We start from the raw sequence: 20902 nt of genomic DNA, 5'->3' as shown, positions 1-20902 counted from the left end.
AATGTTATCATGAGCCACAAAGCATTTAATCCACCTTTAATTTCCTACGGAATGGCGCCTTACGCTGGGGGCGTTACGAAAGATGATTATGCTTTGTGGTTTATTGGAGAAACAATATGGAAATGAAACGACCTTTATTTTTTATCATCTTGTGTTTGGAAATTTGGGCACTCAGTACTTCAGCCTCGGATAAAAATCCGTCGACACCGCCTAATTTGCTGATTATTTTCACTGATCAACAGCGAAGGCAGTCCCTGGGATTTTGGCAGCAGCCTGAATACCAGGGCGCCATTAACGGCACCAGTGATCCGGTATTCACCCCTCATCTTGACAAACTTGCTTCCGAGGGAATTGTGTTTACGCAGGCAATGAGTACGCACCCTGTTTGTAGTCCGAACCGGGCTATGCTTTTGAGTGGCATCTTTCCCGGACAAAACGGAGTCTGGAAGAATTGCCACATCAATTCAGCCACCGATCTTAAAGAGGACCTTGAATGTTTCACCGACGTTCTTTACAATGAAGGTTACAATACGGCGTATTTCGGCAAATGCCACTGGATTAAACCGGACAGCGTCTTTGATGAGAATGCCAATTACGTTGGAACCACCAGTTCTCCAGGTGGGTATCTGCCCAATAAATACGATATCTATATTCCACCGGGACCAAACAGGCACAGCATTCAATATTGGTATCAGGTGCTCAAAGACAACCACTTCCATCATTATGTTTATTCTAATGATCCGGTCGTTGTTGGTGGTAAAAGTGATGGTGAGATGTATGAATCAAATGAGTTTTCTTCAAAGCACGAAGCACGAACGATTATCGATTATTTGAAAAACAACCGTCAGCAACGTGACCCGAACCGACCTTTTTGCATCACCTGGTCCCTCAATCCACCGCATCCTCCTTATAATAAAACCGGGGATTGTGAAGCGGATTCGTACGAACTTTATAAAGATATGAGGCACGATAAGCTTTTTAACCGCCGCAATCGTAGCGGTAAAGCATCAGAGCTCAATGCCCGGGTATATTTTGCTAATGTTACTTCGACGGACAAGTACATCGGTCAGGTGATTGATACCCTTGATGCCCTTGGATTGGGCGATAACACGCTCGTCGTATTTACTTCCGACCATGGAGAAATGCTCGGAAGCCACAACAGGATGCAAAAAAACTGCGAATACGAGGAAGCATTTGGTGTTCCCCTGATTGTGCGTTATCCAGAGGTCGTGCAGCACAAAATTGAAGATCTCCTCATCGGAACGACGGATCTTTACCCAACATTTCTGGGTTTTATGGGCCTGAGCCATTTGATACCGGAAGAGGTCGCCGGGACAGACTATTCAGATATGATCAAAAACACGGATTCTGATTCAGTTTCTCGTCCAATTTCTACACCGTTTATTTCAATTGAAGGTAATAAAAAGGGTGTGCGTACAGCCAAATACACCTTTACTGTTTACGGTGATGGTAGTGTAACATTGTTCAATAATCTTAACGATCCCTATCAGCAGATTAATCTCAACTTTAATTCGCTTCCTGCCGCGGATCAACGAATGTTGAGTCAGCAGCTTGGTTACTGGCTGAATTTGTCACGCGACCCGTGGGTGAAAGAAACCAAAAACTCAGACTTTATTGACTATTCATACAATAAAGACTGAATACGCCGTACCATAGCAATCCTTAAAAATGAATGAGTTTTCAACCAATAATCGTATCAACATGAAACCATTTTTTCACATGATCACATTTTTCTTGGTGCTGTTGCTTGCAGCCTGTGCCACTAAGGAGGAAACACATTTCGTTCAATTTGAAGGCAAATCCGATCAAAAGAACTGGGCCATTACAGAGCTAAACCCTGAATTACCTTCGGATTGGTCATCATTTGAGTACTTGACTTTTGAAATAAAAGCATCGTCTACCCAGCGGTTTTCCTTAAAAATCCATGATTCTGAAGGAATCCGTCAGGTCAGGATCCACCCTTTTCAGAACGCATGGGTGCGTGCATCAATTCCGCTGATTTATTTTCAAAAGAGAAACACCAAAGGACACGATATGGCTGCAATAGGAAAAACTGCTTTGCCCGGGTTGTGGATTGGTTTTACCGGCTCGGTTGGATCAATAACTCAGGTTGATTCAATTGGCGTTGAAATGAACCTGCCCATTAATTCTCCTTCATTGGAAATTCGCAATGTTCATTTAACCATGGAACAGAGCGATTCTATTCTTTCACCATTACCCACTGTCGATCAGTTCGGCCAGTGGATACCAGACGAATGGGAAGGTAAAGCAAGCTCGCTGGATGAGTTAAGAGCAATTTGGGATGAAGAAGATAAAAACCTCCAGTCAGAAGGGTTCAACGTATCGAAATATGGTGGTTACCTCGATACAAAAGCTGAAGCAACCGGATTTTTCAGGGTTGAAAAAATTGATGGTAAGTGGTGGTTTGTCGATCCCGAAGGTCATTTGTTTTTTTCCGCTGGCAGCACCGGAATCAGGGTTGGAAATTCATTTGCGAGGACTGAAGGCCGGGAATATATCTATACGTCTTTTCCCCCAGATAACCTGTCGGCTGAAGGCATTCAAATTGGCAATGCCTCTTTCAATACCTGGAATCTTTACCGGAGATTTGGCAACGATTGGTATGAAAAGTGGAAGGACATGACTATTCGCAGAATGAACGATTGGGGACTAAATACCATCGCAAACTGGTCGGACCAAAACCTGGGGAGCAGCAAACAGAAAACCTATGTTGCCACACTGGGGGGCTGGGGGTTTAGTGCCGAAACAATGGGCATGCCTGACGTTTATGATCCAAATTATGCCTTAGAAGTGGACGCCGCTGCAAAAAGGCAATGTTTACCTTTGAAAGACGATCCTTATTTGCTGGGCTATTTTGTGGGGAATGAACCACCGTGGCCGGGAAGGGAAATGGATTTAGTCAATGTTATTCTTGAAGGAGACGATACGCCAATGAAATCAGCATTGAAAAAATACCTGGATGAAGGGGACACGCCTGAACGGCGCAAATCGTTTGTTTATGATACCTATAAAAAGTTCATTACAACTGTCAACTCGGCGATTAAAGAATACGATTCCAATCACCTGAACCTGGGACTGCGTTTTGGGGGAAACCCACCTGATGAAATCATAAAAGCTTCGTCAGACATTGGTTTTGATGTATTCAGCTTGAATATTTATGGGTATACAACCTATATGGACAGATTAGAAAGAATCGATAATTTCACCGGACTGCCAATCATCATCGGAGAATTTCATTTTGGCACACCTGGAAGAGGTCTTGCCCCCGGATTGGCTCAAACCAGCAGTCAGGAGGAGAGGGGCGTTGCTTATTCGTACTACGTGGAAAATGCTGCCGCTCATCCATCGGTAGTAGGAACACATTGGTTTCAGTGGTGGGATCAGCCTTCAACCGGACGGAATGATGGAGAAAATTATGACATTGGATTTGTGAACGTGGCGGATGTGCCATATCATGAGCTTATCGAGGCAGCCAAGGCTACACATCACAGAATTAAGGATATTCATATGGGTAATGTGAAACCTACCACGCGTGAAGCAAAAGTGCAGTAAAAGATCGTTTTGAATTGTAGTTATTCACCAATAGAAAGTATTGTATCATGAAACGTTATTTTTTTATAGTTATATTTTTAGTCGCTGTGCAAATGGTGTCTGCGCAATCAGAAGTCACGCTGAAAGAAAAATCGATCGTCATGCCGACCTATCCTGTTGCACCGGCAGAGAAAAGCCCCATCTTTTTCAGAAATGAGGCTTTCCAGGGAGCTTCGCGGCACTACTATCCCTTGGCTCAGAATGATCAATACACCAATGAGCGCATAGAAAAGGCGTGGAAAACCCTGGTTCTTGAAAACGAATACATTGAGTTGGGGATTACACCCGATATAGGGGGCAAGCTTTACTATGCTACCGATAAGACCAATGATTACCATTTTGTTTACAAAAATAATGTGGTCAAACCGTCCAATATTGGAATGACCGGGGCCTGGGTTTCGGGAGGAATTGAATGGTGCGTTCTTCATCATCACCGGGCATCAACCTACCTTCCGGTTGATTATACGACGACGGAAAACGAAGATGGAAGTAAAACCGTTTGGGTAGGAGAATATGAGCCGCGGCATGGGATGCGATGGACGATTGGAGTCACTGTTTTTCCTGGGAAATCTTATTTCAAAACCGTTGGAAGGATTCACAACGCGTCTCCTTACACCCATAGTTTTTTGTATTGGGCCAATGTGGCAGCACATACCAATGAAAATTACCAAACGATTTTTCCGCCCAGTGCCCAAGTGGCCGTTTACCACTCAAAAACAGATTTTACCCATTGGCCGATTTCAACGGAAAAGTATCGTGGTTCAGATTTTACAGAGGGAGTTGATATTAGCTGGTGGAAGAATACCAAGGAATCCAATTCTTTCTTTGTACATGATTTACAGGAAGATTTCATGGGGGGATACGACCATGGCAAAAACTCGGGTACGGTGCACGTTGGGGATCACAATATTGTGAAGGGAGCAAAATTGTGGCAGTGGGGATCCGGAGCCCGGGGGCAGGCCACCGAATCGCGGTTAACCGAGGATGACGGGCCTTATGTTGAAATTATGGTAGGAGCTTACTCCGATAACCAGCCGGACTATAGCTGGATCAGTCCCTATGAAGTAAAGCGCTGGGAGCAGTATTGGTACCCGGTTCGGGGGATCAAAGGGTTTAAAAATGCCAATCTGAATGGTGCGGTCAACTTGGAGAAGGAAGAAGGAAACAAGGTGTTTTTGGGGTATTATTCAACTCAGAAAATCAAACAGGTGAAGGTTGTCTTAAAGAATAAAGACCAGATTGTTTTTGAAAAACATGTTGAGATTTCTCCGGACAAGCCTTTTGCTGAGACAATCAGCCTGGATGGATATTTTAAACTGACTGATCTTTATACGGAGTTGGTCGATGATGCCAGCGACAGCCGGCTGATTGCTTATCAGCCTGTTGAGCAGACTCCGGTGGACGAACTTCCGGAGGAATGGCAAGGGTATCCTGCTCCGGAGGAGCTTGAAACCGTTGAAGAACTGTATTTGACAGGGAAGCGCGTGGAGCAGTTTTATGCTCCCCGGTACAATGAAATGGATTGGTATTTGGAGGCGTTGAATCGGGACCCCGGGGATATTCGTTCGAATACCGCGGTCGGAAATCATTACCTAAAAAATGGAGATTACAAAACAGCCAGGAACTATTTTAGCAAAGCCATTAAACGTTTGATGAAAGATTATACGCGTCCGTCTAACGGCGAGGCCTTGTATCTGCAGGGATTGACGCTTCGGGCGTTAGGGCTGTATGATGCTGCCGTTGACACACTCTATCGGGCAGCGTGGGACTATGCGTATCACTCGGCAGCCTATTTTCAGTTGGCGCAGCTATCGTCCATGCAAGCTGATTTTCCCCGGGCGCTTGATCAAATAAATGAATCCTTGTGGACCAACGCCCGGAACAACAGAGCGATTGCACTCAAGGCATCGATTCAGCGGCGAATGGGGGATTATAACGGAGCTTTGGCTAGTCTGGAGACGATTCGTGAGTCTGATCCGCTTGACTTCAGACTTCAAAATGAGTATTATCTGATTCGGAAAGCTTCGGGAGACCTTGATCAAGCAAATCAACTGTTGGAAATGATTGAGGAAAAGATGGGCGATTTTGATGAGAACTGCCTTGAACTTGCCGTAGGGTATTTAAACGATGGATTGCTGACCGAAGCTGAATCTGTTCTGCTTCGATACAAAGGAAACAATCCGTTGTTTGATTACTACCTCGGGTATATTTATGATAAAAATGGAAATAGCGGGCAGGCCTTGAAGTATTTCAAAGAAGCGGCAGAGCAGCCGATTGATTATGTTTTTCCACATCGTCTTGAAACCGTTGAAGTCTTAAAAACAGCACTTGAGCATCAACCGGATGACGGCAAGGCTTTTTACTACATTGGAAATATTTTGTATGAAAAGCAACCGGAGATTGCCATTGAAAACTGGCAGAATGCGGTGAGGCATAGTCCGACGCTTGCTATGGCTTTCCGGAACCTCGGATGGGGATATTACCGGCATTATGAAGATTTGTCAAATGCAATTTCCTACTACGAAGAAGCGATCTCACTCAATCAACATGAAGCTATTTACTACACCGAATTAGACGCTTTATATGAGTTGAATAATGCCCCCATTGAAACCAGATTGAAGCTTTTTGAAGGGAACCATGAGGTCGTGAAAAACCGGGATGATGCTTTTATCCGGCAAATTGCAGTCCTTACGCTCGCTGGTCGGGCAAAACAGGCTGTGGAATATTTGGAAGGTGTGGAGTTTGCATATCGTGAAGGATCGTCCAGGGTGCGTGAGATTATGATTGATGCACAATTGATGCTGGGCAAAGACTATCTTGAAAAGGACGACTTTGAGCAGGCCCTGCATTATTTTCTTGAGGCACAGGTTCCTCAGGAGGAAGCGGGCAGCGCTCGGTTTGGAAATCGGGATATTCAGGTGAACTATTACATTGGATTGGCCCACGAAGCCCTTGGCAACCAGAGTCAGGCGGACGACTTTTTCAAACGGGCAGTTGGCCAGGAGTCCATAAGAAACATCAATATAATGGCTTATTATCAGGGGTTAAGTTATTTGAAACTCAATGCGAAAGACAAGGCTCGCGACGTTTTTCAATCAATGATTGCTGAAGCATCCCAACAATTAAAAGACTCAGAGGGATCAGAAACCGGGGTTATTTTTGGCGAGCGTGAAGCTGAGGATGTCAGGAGATCAAGATACTTTACAATCAGGGGACTGGCCAATAAAGGCCTCGGCAAAACAAAGCAGGCGAAGGAAGATTTGGAGAAAGCCGTAGAGCTGTCTTATAGTAATCTATGGGCAAAGGTTGAGTTGGAAACAATTTAGCCATTTAGATCTACTTTAACAGATTAGAAAAAGGCTTTAAAGTGTTGATTTTATTTGAACTTTATGGTTTCTTCGTTTATACTCAAGGAAAAACTACGAAACTTCGAGGAACTTCCGCTCCTTTCGGCCAACGACATCAAGAAATGGTTCGTCTACAAGCTCTATAAAGAAATGACCGAAGAACAGTTTTTTGACCAAATGCACCAACGTCACAAAATAAGGCAGCGGGACATAAATAACTCGTATAAAAGAATTTAAATTTGTTAAAGTAGAAAAGTAGAAATAATATGAACGATTCAAATTTTCTAACGGAATAGCATTTTTCTGCATGTCCATATTTGGTAAATATGGACATCGTTAGTATCTTTGCAAAATAAAAAAGGTAAGATCATGAATGTAAGTTTCACAGAAAAACAAGTACAATACATTGCGGCGCAAGTATCAAGCGGGGATTATCAGAACGCCAGTGAAGTTGTACGCGAAGCCCTGCGCTTGCATGAATTGTACCGCAATAAAGTGTTAGAGGAGTTACGTGCTGAAATTGCCAAGGGATGGGACAGCCCTTCAAGCGAACGTAGCGTGGGAGACATTGTCAAAGCTAAAGCGAAAATGTATAAACCGGAATGAGCAAAACTGGTTTCAGATACAGGCTTTCCCTGGAGGCTGACCGCGACCTGGAAGATATATTCGATTCTACTGCGGGTGAGTTTGGGAGTGATCAGGCTGTTTCCTATGTCAATGGGTTTGAGGAGGTATTTTTGGGCCTGGCGGCTAATCCCGGGCTTGGACGAAAACGGGACGAAATCAGAGACGGGTTAAGAAGTTTTGTCAAAGGAAGCCATACCATATACTACCGCGTCCTGAAAAGCCATATCCGTATTGTGCGAATTCTGCATGGTAGCAGGGATATAATAAAGTTTATCTGACTTTCGGGAAGAGGGGTAGTAGTATCCAGCTGTTGTTCCTTGTCAGGAAAATCTGATCTCCAAGCAGTACCCTGGGATAGAAGCCATAGGTGTGTTTAAAATTCTCCACCTGCTTTTTCATGCCTGTGCTCCCATTATAGGCATCCTGGCTGAAGCGGTCTATCCGGCAGACCCCGTTCACCTCGCCGATCTTGATTTTTGCCCCGAATTCCGTTTTTGCCTTGTCTTTTTCCCGGACAATCGGACGAATATTGGGCTGGAAAAGGTTCACAATGCGGTCCTGGCATTGATGGGTTTTGTTTTCATACTTCTTTTTTGTTGGCTGTACACTTTCCGGATGGTTTCCATCAGCTTCCTGTCCATCTAAATGATTAGAGAGTTATGAGATTTGCTGAGCCCCTATTTTCGGCGGAATACAATAGGTCTCGATTTGGCCTCGCTTACTTTGACCAAATATGGATTTTAATGGAGCACGGTTAAATAAAAAAGCACTTAAAATCAGTGTCTTAAGTGCTTTTGCTGTTGTTTGTATTTCCTTTTTGTTGACCCGCCAGGGCTCGAACCTGGACTCTTCTGAACCAAAATCAGACGTGTTGCCAGTTACACCACGGGTCAATCATTCAGTGTCTTTTCTTTAAAGACGCTGCAAAAATATAAAAAAAATCAAATCCCAAGCCTTTTTCAATGAAAAAAATCGGGCATTGTGAAAGTTTCATCTGGAGGCATTTGATAATGAGTATTTAGTGTCCACTGGTGTTCTGGATTGCCTGAAAAAGCTTTTGTAGCAGCTTTCTCCCACGCGATTTGATTCCGGCAGAACCATGAAACTCTATTTCGTGTTCAATCAGCTGAATGAGCTCGGGTTTGAACTCAGGGATGCTCTCTGAGATTTCAAAAAGCAACTGCATCGCATGTACTCGAATGGCAATCGGTTGCGAAGCATCGGTCAGGATGTTTAATCCGTAGTCCCAAAGCTTGCTTAGTTGATCTTCAGGGATCGGATTCAGGCTGATTAGCTTGAGCAGGTGACGGAGCTTACTTTCATTCGAAATAAACGATAAGGCCTCAATAAACTGGGGAATATACGGGCGAACCAGCTCCGGTCTCTTTTCATGGACTTTATCAATGATCCAAATAGCCCGCCAGCTTGCCTTTTTGGAGTCATTCAGTCCAATATGCATCAAATCTCCAATTTTATCTGGGTATTCAATCAGGTAATCAATCAGTAGATAGATGTTTTCCCAAGTGCCTAACAGGTCATAAAAATCTGTTTGTTTCATCAATGTCATTCAAAAAGAATAACCAAAGATAAGGCTTTGTGAAATTGCAAGAAACGACCAGGCGCAAAAGTGCATTAAATAGTAACAATGGCCGAAAAAAGCAACGACCAGCCCAAAATAGACAGAATCATGTAGGCAAAAACGTATTTCTTTCTTGAATAGTAGCGATTCAGCAGAAAAGCGCCAATCGGAATACTTAAAAGGACGGGGGTGGCAATGATAATCCCAACAAAGCCATATCGGTTGCGAAATCGTACAAACAAGCGCTTCTTTTTCATGGAGCCGGAAAAACGGGGTTTCCATTTTCGTAAAAACCGACTCAGGTCGATATTGAATTGTGTATTGAAGAAGCCAATAATCTTGGTTTTGCGGCGTTTCAGCAAACGAAGCAGCGCTGAGCTCAGGTAGTAAAAAAAGAAAAAACCACTGATTCCACCTACCGTTACAGCAATAATAGCCTGGGTCTCATTGAGCCCAATAAGCAAAGCATAAGGGAAAGTAACCGAGTACTTTACAGTTGCCAGAAGAAAAACATGAATTAATTTAATGATGCCGAAAAAATCCATTCTTTGAACATTGTTATCATGACTTACAACTGTAAAGTTGCGAAAATGTTTTAGTAAGCGATTCAGAATTAGGACGATTTTATTATTTCTTAACTTTTAGGTTCACAATTGCTTAACATAGATTTGTGTCCAGTTTTGGCGGCACGAATACATACTTTTTTCTACCTTTACACCGACAAAACAGCTGATTTAAATGTTAACGTGCAAGCTGCAATTTCAAGGCTGCAATGTCGTTAAGAAAGAATGGTTAAAAAAATATATCACAGGTCAGTGACCTTAAATTGAAAGAAATGAGTAAAGAACAAGTATGGTTTCATCGGGGCGGCTGGTTGGCCGAAGACGATATTAAGGCGCATGCTTCAATAGATATTGCTGAGTTTTATAGACATTTTCATAATCATCCGGAATGGTGGAAAGCGATTTTTGATTTCCTAAAAAGGGATTTGAAATCGATGGCTGTTGGAAAGTATCCGATAGTTGGCGATCAGGTTTTTGCCATGGTGTCGGAATACTCAACCAAAGAGCCGGAAGAAGCGAAATGGGAGGCTCACCGGAAATACATCGATTTGCAGTACCTGATTGATGGTGAGGAAAGAATGGGGCAGTTGCCGTTGTCCAATGCCATTTCACCGCAGGCGTATGATGAAAATAGAGACTTAATCTTTTTTGGCGATCAGGATGGGGAGTATTTTACAGCCAGCCCAAGTTGTTTCTTTTTGTTTTTTCCAGAAGATGTACACCGGCCGGGAATACGGATAGAAGAATCGAAACCTGTGAAAAAGTTGGTGATTAAAATCGCAGTATCTTGATTAGAGTTTTGTTGTTGATCTGGCGGTTGTTGTAAAGATATGGCAGGCCGGTTACACACCTGTTTTTTCTGTCGGACTTGGTAATAAGTTTCATTGGTCGTTTCAAGACAACTCAACGACCTTTATTGGCATGAGGTAGTCTTGCGAATAGTCGTGGTTATAAATTCATTCGTCACACCTCCGGTTGAATTTAGTAGAAGCGCTGGCTCTTCAGGGTTTCGTAGATAGAGAGATTCATTAAGAGCAACAAAAACAAGTAGCCAAAATCTTCGATGGGGATGGTAAATACCCGGATGTTGAGGATGTGGCTGCTGTGATATTCGACCACCGGCAGGGATGTCAGTACGCCGTTAACGAGTAGAAAGGGGAGTAGCACAATCAGATAGGTGCCGTAAAACTTGGTGAGGTGCTGCTTGAAACGGTTACGGAAAATGACATAGCCCAAAAAGATAGCTGCAAACAAAAAGTTAAAAAAGGTGTAGAGCTGGCCGCGGTTGAACCAGCTGACCGTCGCAAAAACCACAATCAAAACCAGACTGATAGCCACAAACACGTTTGGAAATTCATACGGCTGAAAATAAAACTTAAGAACCTCATAAATGAAGATGCAGGCATAAGGAACAATCAGGAAAAACAGCCACTCTTCAACCGGCAATCCGTAAAAAAAAGCGCCCACAACGTAGTGGTGGTTAAAGCTCCAAATGCCGGCAGCAGTAAATTGGATATCCCAATAAATAAATACGACAGCCGTAATCAGAATAGCCGGGAACAAGTATTTCCACCGGGTCCAAAAATGAACGTTTTTATCGAAACTCAGGGCTAGCGGAACGGCAATGGTTGCCAGCAGCAAACCTGCATACGTGAAGGCTTGTAAATCCATCTACAAAATATTAAAAGCGTTTTTCAGATAAGCATTGGCCAAAAGATACATTTTTTTTGGATTGGAAACCCGGTAACGCTTTCTCAAAATCTGAGAAGGATGTGCCTTTTTGATTTTTCGGAACAGTCGTATGTAATAGATATAGGCCAGGTAGACTCCAAAACGCACTTCTTTTTTCAGCGTTTTTAGCCCTTGAAATGCGTCAGCGAAATCACGGTCAATTTCCCGCTCAATTTGTGCTTTGGTTTCAGCATCAAACTGGTTAAAATCAATATTCTCAAAATACACACGGCCTTTATTTTCGAAATCATCTTGAGCATCGCGCAGAAAGTTTACTTTCTGAAATGCGGCTCCAAGCTTGCGGGCCGGTGCGACCAGTTGTTCATACTGCTCAGGTTCATTGGCATAAAACACGCGCAGGCACATCAATCCAACCACTTCGGCCGATCCGTAGATGTAGGTTTTCAGTAAAAGCGGATCGTAAGTCGTTTTGTGCAAATCCATTTCCATGCTGTATAAAAACGCGTGAATCAATTCCGAATCTATTTGGTAGCGGTGAACAGCATCCTGAAAGCTGTCGAGAATTGGGTTGATGCTGAATCTGCGCTCAATAGCTTTAAACGTTTCCAGCTTAAACTCAGCAAAAATCTCTTCCTGATTTTGCTCAAAAAAGGTATCCACAATTTCGTCGGCATAGCGCACAAAACCATAGATGCTGTAGATTCCGGAGCGGTATTTTTTATTCAGCATGCGAACACCCAGCGAAAAGGAAGTGCTGTAATTTTGGGTTGTGATTCGACTACAATCCAGGTTGTTTTTACGATAAAGTTCCATGGTCTTTTAATATTCGTTGGGTTACTAATCTTGAACTAATCACAGTCATTGGCAGGCCGGTTCCTGGCACCGTTGATGCGCCGGCGTAGTATAGGTTTTTGAATTCTTCATCTTTATTCGAAGGTCTGAAACCACCTACTTGGTTGAGATCGTGGGCCAAACCCAAGCCACTGCCCTGGTACAGGTTGAACGCGCTCTCCCAGTCTTTGGGCGAATAGACCGATCGTGATTCCGTGTGTCCGGCAAAGTCAAAGCCGGTTCGTTCACCCATATCTGCGATAATGGCATCGGCAATTTCTTCGGCATCGTCCCAGTTGGCTTTGTAGCGGAGGTCCGGAACCGGACATAAAATAAAGATGCTTTCTTTCCCTTCGGGGGCATAAGCCGGGTTGTGCATCGACTGGATGTTGACGTAGTAATAAGGTTTATCGAGTTTAATGGTGTTCTTGAAGATCTTTCCGGCATATTCCTCAAAATTTCGTCGCAGAAAATAATTGTGATGATACATGTTGATCACCTTGGTGTCAAGCCCCAAATAAATGGTGAGCGGAGCTAAAGTCCATTTTTTCTGATCCAATTTTTTTTGGGAGTATTTTTTACGTTGAAGAATTTGTCCACGGAAGGAAGCAGCATCTGCATTGACGACAAATAAGTCAGCCTCCCACTTTTTACCGGTTTGGTCATAGAAGGCTGAAATCTGGTGGTCGGTTTTTTCAAAGCGCTCAATTTCCACTCCATAGTGCATTTTGACCTTCCGCTGCTCAAGTTCTTTAACCATGCCCTCCACAATCTTGTACATGCCGCCTTTCACATTATAATATCCATCGTGCACCAGTTCGGTGTAGTTAAGCATGGAGTAAACAGCCGGGGTATCGAAAGGCGTGGCGCCCAGGAAAAAGCCAACCAGCGAGAAAATGACCTTCACTTCAAACGAATCAAAGTTCTTTTCCATCTCGCGCCACATCGAATAAAACATCTTGGGCGCATGTTTCAGGGGCACGCGGGTTAACTGAAGTAAATAACCCAGCAGGCTGTCAAAATTTTGTTTGATGACAATGTTTTCCGTGTCATGGAAAATTTCGCCGGCCGATTTCAGAAAACGCTCCAGTTTTTTTTCCAGCCCGGGCTCGATTTCCTTGAACTCTTCGGCAAGCTTTTTTAGGTTTTTGTGGATCAAATAAGAACGATCATCTCCTTCAAAGTGAACAGAGTATAGCGGATCCAATTCGACAAATTCAAAGGGCATTTTAATCTTGCAATAATCAGCCAGTTCTTTAAACTCATAACTCATGCTGAAAAAAGTGGGCGCCATGTCGAATTTAAACCCGTCTTTCTCCAATAAATTCAGCCGGCCTCCCGGGCGGTGGTATTTTTCAACCATCTCAACTTGGTAGCCATCAGTCGATAGTCTCAGCGCCGTAGATAGTCCTGCCAATCCTGTCCCGATGATCAATACTTTTTTATTCATTTTTGTTTAAGTATTTCTTTAAGTTATTAAACAATTTAGTCGTAAAATGTTTTAAGTATTGGAAACTTTTTTTGCTTGCCGAAAGTCGACAGGCTATTTTGATGTTGAATTTGAAAGGCTAACTTGCTGAGGCAAAATCAAACCTTTGAGTCGCCTTGCTTTAAAGTTACGAAGAAATGAATCAGAACAGATCAACAGCTGCAGTTATTGGTGCGGGAATTGGCGGATTAGCTGCTGCCATTCGTTTGGCGCGTTTAGGCTTGCTGGTTGAGGTATTTGAGCAAGCGGCCCATCCGGGTGGAAAAATCAGTGAGTTTAGGCAGGCGGGCTTTCGCTTCGACAAGGGACCGTCGTTGTTTACCTTGCCCGGCTTGGTTGATGAGCTGCTGGATGATGATTTGAAGTTCGACTACCGGAAGCTGGAGGTCATCACCCAATATTTTTTTGAAGATGGAACGCAACTAACAGCCTTTGCAGATGTGAAGCGGTTTGCTGACGAGGTGGCGCAGAAGACTGGGATGCCGGCATCGGGAGTGTTGGATTACCTGAAGCAGGCCGAAAAAATTTACCAGTTGACGGCACCGGTATTTATTTTCAATTCCTTCCATCGGTTCGGGAACCTGCTGACCTGGCAAAATGTCAAGCGGCTGCTTCAGTTTTTCCGTTTGAAAACTTTCTCGACGCTGCATCAAACCAATGTGAGGGCATTTCCCGATAGCCGGCTGGTGCAATTGTTTGACCGTTACGCGACTTACAACGGATCCAATCCATACAAAACGCCGGGCACCTTGAGTGTGATTTCGCATTTGGAGCACCAGTTGGGCGCCTACTTTCCAAAGCAAGGCATGTATCAAATTGTTGATTCACTCTTCGAACAGGCCAGGCGATTAGGCGTTAAGTTTCATTTTAACACGCCGGTTGACGAGCTTCTTTCCGGGGACGGGCATTTAAAGGGGATTCGGGTGAATGGATTGGAGCGGAATTTTGAGGTGGTGGTCAGCGACATCGACATTCATCAATTCTATTCCGAATTGCTTCCGGATAAAAAGCGCTTGCAAAAAATTGAGCGAAGGGAAGCGTCATCATCAGCTTTGATTTTTTATTGGGGCATGAAAAAGCGCTTTCCGAAGCTGGATTTGCACAACATTTTTTTCAGCAAAAACTATCAGGAGGAGTTTGCATGCCTTTTCGAAAAGAAAACGATTTCAAACGATCCTACGGTTTACGTGTTTATCAGTTGTAAGGAAGTCGAAACCGATGCGCCTGAAGGAATGGAAAACTGGTTTGTGATGGTGAATGCGCCTGCCCATGCCGGACAAGATTGGGCGAAGCTGAAGGCTGCGGTTCGCCAAGAGATTATAGCGAAGTTGAATCGCCAGCTGGGTGAACAGCTTGAAGAGCAGATTTTATTCGAAGAAGTGCTTGACCCTGTGAGCATCGAAAACCAGACTGGGTCGTTCCAGGGGGCCATGTATGGACCGAGTTCCAATAGTCCGTTTGCGGCTTTCAACCGGCATGCCAATTTCCGGGACGATTTGCCGGGCCTGTATTTTGTGGGTGGAAGTGTGCATCCGGGCGGCGGAATCCCGTTGTGCTTGTCGTCGGCCAAAATTGTAGCTGAAATGGTGGAAGAAAAAATGAAACGATGATGAAAGAAAATCCTGCCGTGATCCATTCGGTTAAAATTGTGATTGCCATCCTTTATGTGGTTGGCGTCTTGGGTTTTTCGGTTGAAGCCACCTACCCGCTTTTTGTTTTTCTCACTCCCGTAAATCTGTTGCTGACAACCATCCTGCTACTGTTTTTTCAACAGACGTGGTCAGTAAAAACGGCCTTGATACTGGCCATTGTTGCTTTGATCGGATTTGTGACCGAGCTGGTTGGTGTGAATACCGGGCTGTTGTTTGGCGAATATGAATACGGGCCGGCTCTCGGCGTTCAGTTGCTCAACACACCTTTGCTGATTGGCATCAATTGGTTGATTTTGGCCTACGGTGTTTTTGTTCTCTTCCGCAAGATCAACCTGCGCTGGTATTTTCCTCTCGTGGGCGCTTTGCTGATGGTTGCTTTCGATTTTGTAATGGAGCCCGTGGCTACCGCCTTGAACATGTGGTCGTGGGAAACGGAACAAATTCCACTGAAGAACTATGTGGATTGGTACCTGGTGTCGGTATTGATTTTTGCCTTGATGCGGGCGACACGTTTACAGCTAAATAACCGGCTGGCTGTTTGGATTCTGTTGGTTCAATTCGTATTTTTTCTTGGTTTAAATATCATTTTAAAATTGACATGATGGGCGTTTTGATTGCGATTGTGGTGTTGCTTTTCTGGCTGGCACATTTGACTTACAGCTTGATTTTTTTGCAAGCTGATGCCAGTTCGGTGTGGACTTACTTTCATGTGGCCGTGCAGGCTTATTTGTACACCGGGCTGTTCATTACCGGACACGATGCCATGCATGGGCTGATCAGCAGGAAACAAAGCCTGAATAATTTGTTTGGCTGGATTTCATCCCTGCTGTTTGCCGGACTTTCGTATCAAAAGCTACGGACCAACCATTATTTGCACCACCAGTTTCCGGCGACTGAAAAAGATCCGGATTATTATATTCGTTCGCAGAATTTCTTCGTTTGGTGGTTTGTTTTTCTGAAGCGATACGCCACCATTTGGCAATTTCTGTTTATGGCCGTGGCTTTCAATATTCTGAAAATCTGGATTGAGGTGCCCGAGTTGGTTGTTTTTTGGATTGTTCCGGCCGTACTGGCCACGTTCCAGCTGTTTTTTGTGGGGACCTACCTGCCACATCGCGAACCGCATTCAGAGAGCATGCAACCCCACCGGGCACGAAGCCAGCGTGGGCCACATTGGTGGGCCATGTTGAGTTGTTACTTTTTTGGCTACCATTGGGAACATCACGAGATTCCCCGCATTCCGTGGTGGCAGCTCTACCGTGAAAGAGATAAACGGAAAGGAGAGGTCCCGGCATGATTCACTCAAATCACGATCCGCTGACCATTTGGTTTTTTGATCTTTATTTCCGACTGTGCATGTTCTTTCAGTTTCGCGGAATTGAGATTCATGGCGAAGTTCCCGATAAGGGGAAATCCATTCTTCTGCTACAAAATCATTTTAGTTGGTGGGATGGCTATTGGTCTTTTTACCTGAGCAAGCGGGTCTTCAAACGAAAATTTCATGTGATGATGCTGGAGGAGCAGTTGCGTAAGCGGATGTTCATCAACCGGTGTGGGGCGTTTTCGGTTCGCAAGGATTCACGCGAACTGATCGAAAGCCTGCACTATGCCGCTGCTTTGCTTGACGATCCGAACAAGCTGGTTTGTTTGTATCCGCAGGGACAAATTCAATCGCAACATCGATCCCCTGTGACCTTTGAAAGCGGTGCCTCCTGGATTTTGAAGAAATCGAAGGCGGATGTTCAGGTGTGTTTCTGCGTTAGCCTGGTCGATTATTTTAGTCAGCCAAGATCGGTCGTTCATTTTCATTTGAAATATTACGAAGGCGCTAAAACAAACGAAGCATTAGAAAAAGCCTACAACGAGTTTCGTAACCAATGCATTAAAAATCAACATGAGTAATTTGCTGCTGATATCATCTGCTTTGCTGACTTTATTTGTTTTGAGAACCTTGGTGGCTTTGGTCAACGCGGGCAGCAAGCCCTACTTGCCAGACCCGAAGGATCAGGTGAGCGGAAAGGTCTCGATCTTGATACCAGCCAGAAACGAGGAGGAGAACCTTCCGCGACTTTTGGATTCGATTCTTCGGCTCGATTATCAGGATGTTGAGGTCTGGGTTTGCGACGATCACTCTTCCGACAGTACCAGGCAGGTGTTGGAAGCATGGAGCGCGAAGGATGATCGCATCCGGTACTTTCAGGGTGAACCTCTTCCACCATCGTGGACCGGGAAAAACTACGCCTGTCACCAATTGGCAAAAAAAGCAACAGGCGACTATTTGCTGTTTGTCGATGCTGATGTTACCTTGGCAAGCCAGGTTTTGCAGAAAGCCTTGGCTTTTGTTCAGGCGAAACAACTTGCTCTGCTGACTATTTTTCCGCGCCAGCTGATGCCCGGTATCTCGGAAAGAATAACCGTTCCATTTATGAACTGGGCCTTGTTGAATCTGCTGCCGTTGGTTGCTGTTCGGAAACTGAAAAACCCGCTGTTTGCAGCGGGCAATGGACAGTTTATGCTGTTTGATACGCGGCTGTATAAAAAAACCTTTTGGCACAAAAAGGTTAAATCTTGTTATGTCGAAGATATTCTGATTGTTCGTGCCCTGAAGAAAGAAGGGCAGCGGGTTGCTGTTTTGTTGGGAAATAATGATGTTTTTTGTCGTATGTACCAAAGCTACCGGGAAAGCTTGCAAGGGTTTTCGCGAAATGTGCATGAGTTCTTTTTTGGGAGCCGCGTATTAATGGTCCTGTTTTGGATTTCCCTGTTGGCCACTCCAGTTGCCCTGTTTTTAAGTTGGGGATGGAGTGGGCTGCTGTTTTATTTGGTGTTGTTCATCATCAACCGGCTGGCTGTTTCCTGGGCCAGCCGCGAAAAGCTTGGGGCAAGTCTTTTGCTCCATCCGTTACACATCGTATTTTTTGCGCATCTAATTTTTAGCAATGCCTGGCTTCGAATCAAAAAAAATGGAACATGGAAAGACCGTACCATCATGGGTTAATGACTTTTGTGACAGTAGCTTTGTTGATGCTGGCTTTTGTGGCTTCCGGAGCCGACCGGGAAAGCTATCGATGTCAGTTTTTTCAGGCTTATCTTGAAGGCGATATGAGCCAGTGGCTTCAGTGGGCCGAAGAAATAGAAGCGGAGTATCCCGGTGATCGTGAGTGGATTTTGCTGGCGCTCCAAGCCCGCTACGGATTGATTGGCTATTACTTTGGAACGGAGCAAAATGGAAAGATTAAACCGGTGTTGAAGGATGCCGATCGCCGCTTGGAAGAGCTACTCGATCGGCATCCCAACGATGCGAGGCTGTTGAGCTTGCAGTCGGCTTTTCAGGCATTCAAAATTGGCTTGGCAATGTATAAGGCGCCTTTTTTGGGCCCCAAAGCAGAGGCTTCCGTACAGCAAGCTTTGAAGCTTGATCCCAAAGAGCCCATGGCCTGGTTAGAGGCAGGGAATTCGCTTTACAACCGCCCGGCTCTTTTCGGAGGCGATAAGCAGCAAGCCATCGAAGCCTACAAAAAGTCGCTGGCGCTGTTCGAATCAAAGGACGAAGCGTGCAACTACCTGAAAGTCTTGGTTCAGGTATTTATTATGAAAGGATATTATGAAACCGGGCAGCGCGAACTTTACCAGTCAACGCGTCAACTACTCGAAAAAAAATATGGACAGCTTCCCTGGTTGGACGATTTTCTGCCGTCAACAATCTTAGATTAGCCCTACTGCACAGGATAGTAGATCACCGTCACCCATTTCGATTCATCAGGCTGTTGCTGCGGATCGGTCAGGTATTTTTCCATGGGGCTGCCAGCCAGGCTTAAGCCATTTTCCGGAATCCAGCGTTGAATAAAACTGTGAGTTTGATCCAGGTTTTCGTACGACCCGATATGGTCGGCCACAGCATAAGTCCTCGAGGGCATTTTTCCGGACAAAACCGCTCCTTGTGGGTCAATGCCATAGTCAACCGGTATGCCACATTCCAGATCAATGCGGTTGCCGTCAATCTTGTGATAGATGGCGAAGGGCATGTCGGTCATTACCAAATCATGGCGCTCAATCAGGTTCATCAGCTGGCTGTAAACTTGTCCCATTTGCGTCGAGACAGCCTCCAGCTCCACTTCATCACGCACACTGATGTAGTTAAATTCCGGAAGCTGGACAATTTCAACGATCGGGCGCCCTTCCTGCACAATGATCTCTGCCACAATTTTTAAGTTTTCAATTCCCTGCTCAAAATCGGGTCCGATCATCGACTCAAAAAACAATCCCATCCATCGGGCAACCGGATTGTTTCCCAAATCGGTATCAAAAGCCCAGGTAATTTCTGTCTGTCCGTTTTTTTCTTCAAACAAGAAATAGCCGGTTGAAATTCCTTCTTCCATGAAATTCATTTTCGTAGCAATGGAATCGTAAGGGACCGATTCGGTAATGGTCAGCTTGCCCGAGCCCAGGTTGGGGTTCTCACTTTCCCAGGTGTACGCAGCACCTTTCCCGATACCGGTATGTTCAAACTCCACTTGCATGTCCGGATCCATTTGGTTCCAGACGGCCCATTTCTCCCAGGTATGAAGGTTGTTGACCTGGTTGAAAACCACCTTGGCCGGAGCATTGATGGTGCCTTTTCGTTCAACATGCACCTGGCGGGGCAGAAAGAAAGCGATAACCAACATGGCCAGGAGTACGATGGCAAGGCCTAACAGAAATTTTTTGAAAGTCTTCATAGGTAAATTTTTATTGCACTGGTTTTTTTGATCCAACGAAATTGTGAAAAAAGATACAAAATTATCGTTGAATATCGTTGATCAAGGGATCGCTTGTGCCTGCGACCTTTCATCTTTCCCGGATTTTTATCCTTGAGAAGCAAGGATCGTTTCAATAATCTCTTTTGTTTTGTCCGGATAATCAATCTGTTGAAGGTGTTTTTCACGTAGCCATGCCTGAAATTTTTCGTGCTGATTTCTCAGCTCAGGTAGAACCAAAATTCCCATGGATTCCAGAAAGGCGGCGTTGCAGGCTTGTTCGAATTGGTTTTTCATCGGAATGACGCAAAGCTTTTTGCCCATAAAAAGGGCCTCGGCAGGTGTTTCAAAGCCAGCGGTACATAAAATCCCTTTGCAGGAGGTAAACGATTTTGTGAAATTGGCAAGAGACACGGGGTGAATGCTGATGTTGCCACGGTGGTAAGCCTGCTGGCAGTGTTTGGAGAAGACTTCCCATTTGATGGTAGAAAAAGAAGCCAGAACGTCAATAATTTCGCGGTCACTGTAGGCCGGAAGGTAGACCGTGAAATGCTCGCGCGAAGTGACCTTGGCCCGCCGAATGGTTGACCGGATCACCGGAGTGAAATTGAACTTGTCCAATGCGCGGAAATGAAACCCATATTTTGTGGTGGCCGGGGCATAGTTTTTCAGAATGAATTTTCCAAGACCATTGCTCTTGGCAGGCATTGGAGCGTCGGGGTGCAAAACAGCATTTTGGTGACTGAGGCCAAT

At 44.7% G+C, this 20902-nt stretch carries 20 protein-coding genes and 1 tRNA gene; 12 read left to right on the top strand and 9 right to left on the bottom strand.

Annotated features, from left to right (window positions below; translation table 11 throughout):
* The first annotated feature begins 122 nt into the window (after window positions 1–122).
* The 5 genes from AAC033_RS10760 to AAC033_RS10740 all read left to right on the top strand — a co-directional run bounded on the left by AAC033_RS10760 (window position 123) and on the right by AAC033_RS10740 (window position 7885).
* Complete coding sequence (locus AAC033_RS10760; protein ID WP_339737914.1) at window positions 123–1661, top strand: sulfatase; 1539 nt, start codon at window positions 123–125, stop codon at window positions 1659–1661.
* A gap of 79 nt (window positions 1662–1740) precedes the next feature.
* The gene (locus AAC033_RS10755; RefSeq protein WP_339737912.1) at window positions 1741–3594 is read left to right on the top strand and encodes a hypothetical protein; all 1854 of its coding nucleotides are present in this window, start codon (window positions 1741–1743) and stop codon (window positions 3592–3594) included.
* A gap of 47 nt (window positions 3595–3641) precedes the next feature.
* Window positions 3642–6959 (top strand): DUF5107 domain-containing protein, encoded by a 3318-nt coding sequence (locus AAC033_RS10750; protein WP_339737910.1) that lies wholly within the window; start codon window positions 3642–3644, stop codon window positions 6957–6959.
* A 390-nt stretch (window positions 6960–7349) separates the two neighbouring features.
* Window positions 7350–7586 carry a type II toxin-antitoxin system ParD family antitoxin gene (locus AAC033_RS10745; RefSeq protein ID WP_339737908.1) on the top strand — a complete coding sequence of 79 codons (237 nt, stop codon included), beginning with the start codon at window positions 7350–7352 and terminating at the stop codon, window positions 7584–7586.
* Complete coding sequence (locus AAC033_RS10740) at window positions 7583–7885, top strand: type II toxin-antitoxin system RelE/ParE family toxin (RefSeq protein WP_339737906.1); 303 nt, start codon at window positions 7583–7585, stop codon at window positions 7883–7885. The genes AAC033_RS10745 and AAC033_RS10740 overlap by 4 nt, the downstream gene beginning before the upstream one ends.
* Here the strand turns inward: AAC033_RS10740 and AAC033_RS10735 are convergent.
* The 4 genes from AAC033_RS10735 to AAC033_RS10720 all read right to left on the bottom strand — a co-directional run bounded on the left by AAC033_RS10735 (window position 7878) and on the right by AAC033_RS10720 (window position 9731).
* A complete protein-coding gene (locus AAC033_RS10735) occupies window positions 7878–8156 on the bottom strand; it encodes a hypothetical protein (RefSeq protein ID WP_339737904.1) in 279 nt (92 codons plus the stop codon). The two genes, AAC033_RS10740 and AAC033_RS10735, sit on opposite strands and share 8 nt — an antisense overlap.
* 271 nt (window positions 8157–8427) lie before the next feature.
* Window positions 8428–8500: transfer RNA gene (locus AAC033_RS10730), tRNA-Gln, on the bottom strand.
* 125 nt (window positions 8501–8625) lie between these two features.
* Window positions 8626–9165: a hypothetical protein gene (locus tag AAC033_RS10725; protein ID WP_339737902.1), complete on the bottom strand. Its 540-nt coding sequence runs from the start codon at window positions 9163–9165 to the stop codon at window positions 8626–8628.
* A 74-nt stretch (window positions 9166–9239) separates the two neighbouring features.
* The gene (locus AAC033_RS10720) at window positions 9240–9731 is read right to left on the bottom strand and encodes a hypothetical protein (RefSeq protein ID WP_339737900.1); all 492 of its coding nucleotides are present in this window, start codon (window positions 9729–9731) and stop codon (window positions 9240–9242) included.
* Between the two features lie 290 nt (window positions 9732–10021).
* Between AAC033_RS10720 and AAC033_RS10715 the strand changes: the two genes are divergently transcribed.
* Window positions 10022–10540, top strand: a complete 519-nt coding sequence (locus AAC033_RS10715; RefSeq protein WP_339737898.1) for a YhcH/YjgK/YiaL family protein — start codon at window positions 10022–10024, stop codon at window positions 10538–10540.
* A gap of 190 nt (window positions 10541–10730) precedes the next feature.
* On the opposite strand, the gene AAC033_RS10710 is transcribed toward AAC033_RS10715, so the two are convergent.
* From AAC033_RS10710 to crtI, 3 genes are read right to left on the bottom strand one after another with little or no spacing between them, the layout of a single operon-like run.
* The gene (locus AAC033_RS10710; RefSeq protein WP_339737896.1) at window positions 10731–11420 is read right to left on the bottom strand and encodes a lycopene cyclase domain-containing protein; all 690 of its coding nucleotides are present in this window, start codon (window positions 11418–11420) and stop codon (window positions 10731–10733) included.
* On the bottom strand, window positions 11421–12254 hold the full coding sequence (locus AAC033_RS10705; RefSeq protein WP_339737894.1) for a phytoene/squalene synthase family protein: 834 nt from the start codon (window positions 12252–12254) through the stop codon (window positions 11421–11423). It lies immediately after the preceding gene.
* A complete protein-coding gene (gene crtI, locus AAC033_RS10700) occupies window positions 12238–13722 on the bottom strand; it encodes a phytoene desaturase family protein (protein WP_339737892.1) in 1485 nt (494 codons plus the stop codon). The genes AAC033_RS10705 and crtI overlap by 17 nt, the downstream gene beginning before the upstream one ends.
* 176 nt (window positions 13723–13898) lie before the next feature.
* On the opposite strand from crtI, the gene crtD reads away from it, so the two are divergent.
* Genes crtD through AAC033_RS10670 form a run of 6 tightly spaced genes read left to right on the top strand, consistent with a single transcriptional unit; the run spans window position 13899 to window position 19127 of the window.
* Window positions 13899–15371 carry a 1-hydroxycarotenoid 3,4-desaturase CrtD gene (gene crtD, locus AAC033_RS10695; RefSeq protein ID WP_339737890.1) on the top strand — a complete coding sequence of 491 codons (1473 nt, stop codon included), beginning with the start codon at window positions 13899–13901 and terminating at the stop codon, window positions 15369–15371.
* Complete coding sequence (locus AAC033_RS10690; RefSeq protein ID WP_339737888.1) at window positions 15368–16015, top strand: carotenoid biosynthesis protein; 648 nt, start codon at window positions 15368–15370, stop codon at window positions 16013–16015. The genes crtD and AAC033_RS10690 overlap by 4 nt, the downstream gene beginning before the upstream one ends.
* The gene (locus AAC033_RS10685; protein ID WP_339737886.1) at window positions 16012–16710 is read left to right on the top strand and encodes a fatty acid desaturase; all 699 of its coding nucleotides are present in this window, start codon (window positions 16012–16014) and stop codon (window positions 16708–16710) included. Before AAC033_RS10690 ends, AAC033_RS10685 begins: the two co-directional genes overlap by 4 nt.
* Complete coding sequence (locus tag AAC033_RS10680) at window positions 16707–17315, top strand: lysophospholipid acyltransferase family protein (RefSeq protein ID WP_339737884.1); 609 nt, start codon at window positions 16707–16709, stop codon at window positions 17313–17315. Before AAC033_RS10685 ends, AAC033_RS10680 begins: the two co-directional genes overlap by 4 nt.
* Window positions 17308–18411, top strand: a complete 1104-nt coding sequence (locus tag AAC033_RS10675) for a glycosyltransferase family 2 protein (protein WP_339737882.1) — start codon at window positions 17308–17310, stop codon at window positions 18409–18411. The genes AAC033_RS10680 and AAC033_RS10675 overlap by 8 nt, the downstream gene beginning before the upstream one ends.
* Complete coding sequence (locus AAC033_RS10670) at window positions 18384–19127, top strand: hypothetical protein (protein WP_339737880.1); 744 nt, start codon at window positions 18384–18386, stop codon at window positions 19125–19127. Before AAC033_RS10675 ends, AAC033_RS10670 begins: the two co-directional genes overlap by 28 nt.
* Before the next feature lie 2 nt (window positions 19128–19129).
* Here AAC033_RS10670 and AAC033_RS10665 read toward each other — a convergent pair whose 3' ends face one another.
* Together AAC033_RS10665 and AAC033_RS10660 are read right to left on the bottom strand one after the other, a co-directional pair.
* Window positions 19130–20131 (bottom strand): GyrI-like domain-containing protein, encoded by a 1002-nt coding sequence (locus tag AAC033_RS10665; RefSeq protein ID WP_339737878.1) that lies wholly within the window; start codon window positions 20129–20131, stop codon window positions 19130–19132.
* A gap of 126 nt (window positions 20132–20257) precedes the next feature.
* The coding region (locus AAC033_RS10660; RefSeq protein ID WP_339737876.1) for a glycosyltransferase family protein at window positions 20258–20902 on the bottom strand (645 nt) is incomplete at its 5' end.

Source organism: uncultured Sunxiuqinia sp. (assembly GCF_963974515.1).
In the GTDB taxonomy this organism is placed as follows: domain Bacteria; phylum Bacteroidota; class Bacteroidia; order Bacteroidales; family Prolixibacteraceae; genus Sunxiuqinia.
The sequence above is the reverse complement of the archived record's forward strand: the minus strand, read 5'-3'. Positions and strand labels throughout refer to the sequence as shown.

Excerpts from the sequence above, each read along its gene's own strand:
- AAC033_RS10685 (WP_339737886.1), top strand. The coding sequence starts at position 16,012 with ATGATGGGCGTTTTGATTGCGATTGTGGTGTTGCTTTTCTGGCTGGCA.
- AAC033_RS10710 (WP_339737896.1), bottom strand. The coding sequence starts at position 11,420 with ATGGATTTACAAGCCTTCACGTATGCAGGTTTGCTGCTGGCAACCATT.
- AAC033_RS10715 (WP_339737898.1), top strand. The coding sequence starts at position 10,022 with ATGAGTAAAGAACAAGTATGGTTTCATCGGGGCGGCTGGTTGGCCGAA.
- AAC033_RS10705 (WP_339737894.1), bottom strand. The coding sequence starts at position 12,254 with ATGGAACTTTATCGTAAAAACAACCTGGATTGTAGTCGAATCACAACC.
- AAC033_RS10680 (WP_339737884.1), top strand. The coding sequence starts at position 16,707 with ATGATTCACTCAAATCACGATCCGCTGACCATTTGGTTTTTTGATCTT.
- AAC033_RS10740 (WP_339737906.1), top strand. The coding sequence starts at position 7,583 with ATGAGCAAAACTGGTTTCAGATACAGGCTTTCCCTGGAGGCTGACCGC.
- AAC033_RS10745 (WP_339737908.1), top strand. The coding sequence starts at position 7,350 with ATGAATGTAAGTTTCACAGAAAAACAAGTACAATACATTGCGGCGCAA.
- AAC033_RS10675 (WP_339737882.1), top strand. The coding sequence starts at position 17,308 with ATGAGTAATTTGCTGCTGATATCATCTGCTTTGCTGACTTTATTTGTT.
- AAC033_RS10760 (WP_339737914.1), top strand. The coding sequence starts at position 123 with ATGAAACGACCTTTATTTTTTATCATCTTGTGTTTGGAAATTTGGGCA.
- AAC033_RS10690 (WP_339737888.1), top strand. The coding sequence starts at position 15,368 with ATGATGAAAGAAAATCCTGCCGTGATCCATTCGGTTAAAATTGTGATT.
- crtD (WP_339737890.1), top strand. The coding sequence starts at position 13,899 with ATGAATCAGAACAGATCAACAGCTGCAGTTATTGGTGCGGGAATTGGC.
- AAC033_RS10670 (WP_339737880.1), top strand. The coding sequence starts at position 18,384 with ATGGAAAGACCGTACCATCATGGGTTAATGACTTTTGTGACAGTAGCT.
- crtI (WP_339737892.1), bottom strand. The coding sequence starts at position 13,722 with ATGAATAAAAAAGTATTGATCATCGGGACAGGATTGGCAGGACTATCT.
- AAC033_RS10750 (WP_339737910.1), top strand. The coding sequence starts at position 3,642 with ATGAAACGTTATTTTTTTATAGTTATATTTTTAGTCGCTGTGCAAATG.
- AAC033_RS10665 (WP_339737878.1), bottom strand. The coding sequence starts at position 20,131 with ATGAAGACTTTCAAAAAATTTCTGTTAGGCCTTGCCATCGTACTCCTG.
- AAC033_RS10755 (WP_339737912.1), top strand. The coding sequence starts at position 1,741 with ATGATCACATTTTTCTTGGTGCTGTTGCTTGCAGCCTGTGCCACTAAG.
- AAC033_RS10725 (WP_339737902.1), bottom strand. The coding sequence starts at position 9,165 with ATGAAACAAACAGATTTTTATGACCTGTTAGGCACTTGGGAAAACATC.
- AAC033_RS10720 (WP_339737900.1), bottom strand. The coding sequence starts at position 9,731 with ATGGATTTTTTCGGCATCATTAAATTAATTCATGTTTTTCTTCTGGCA.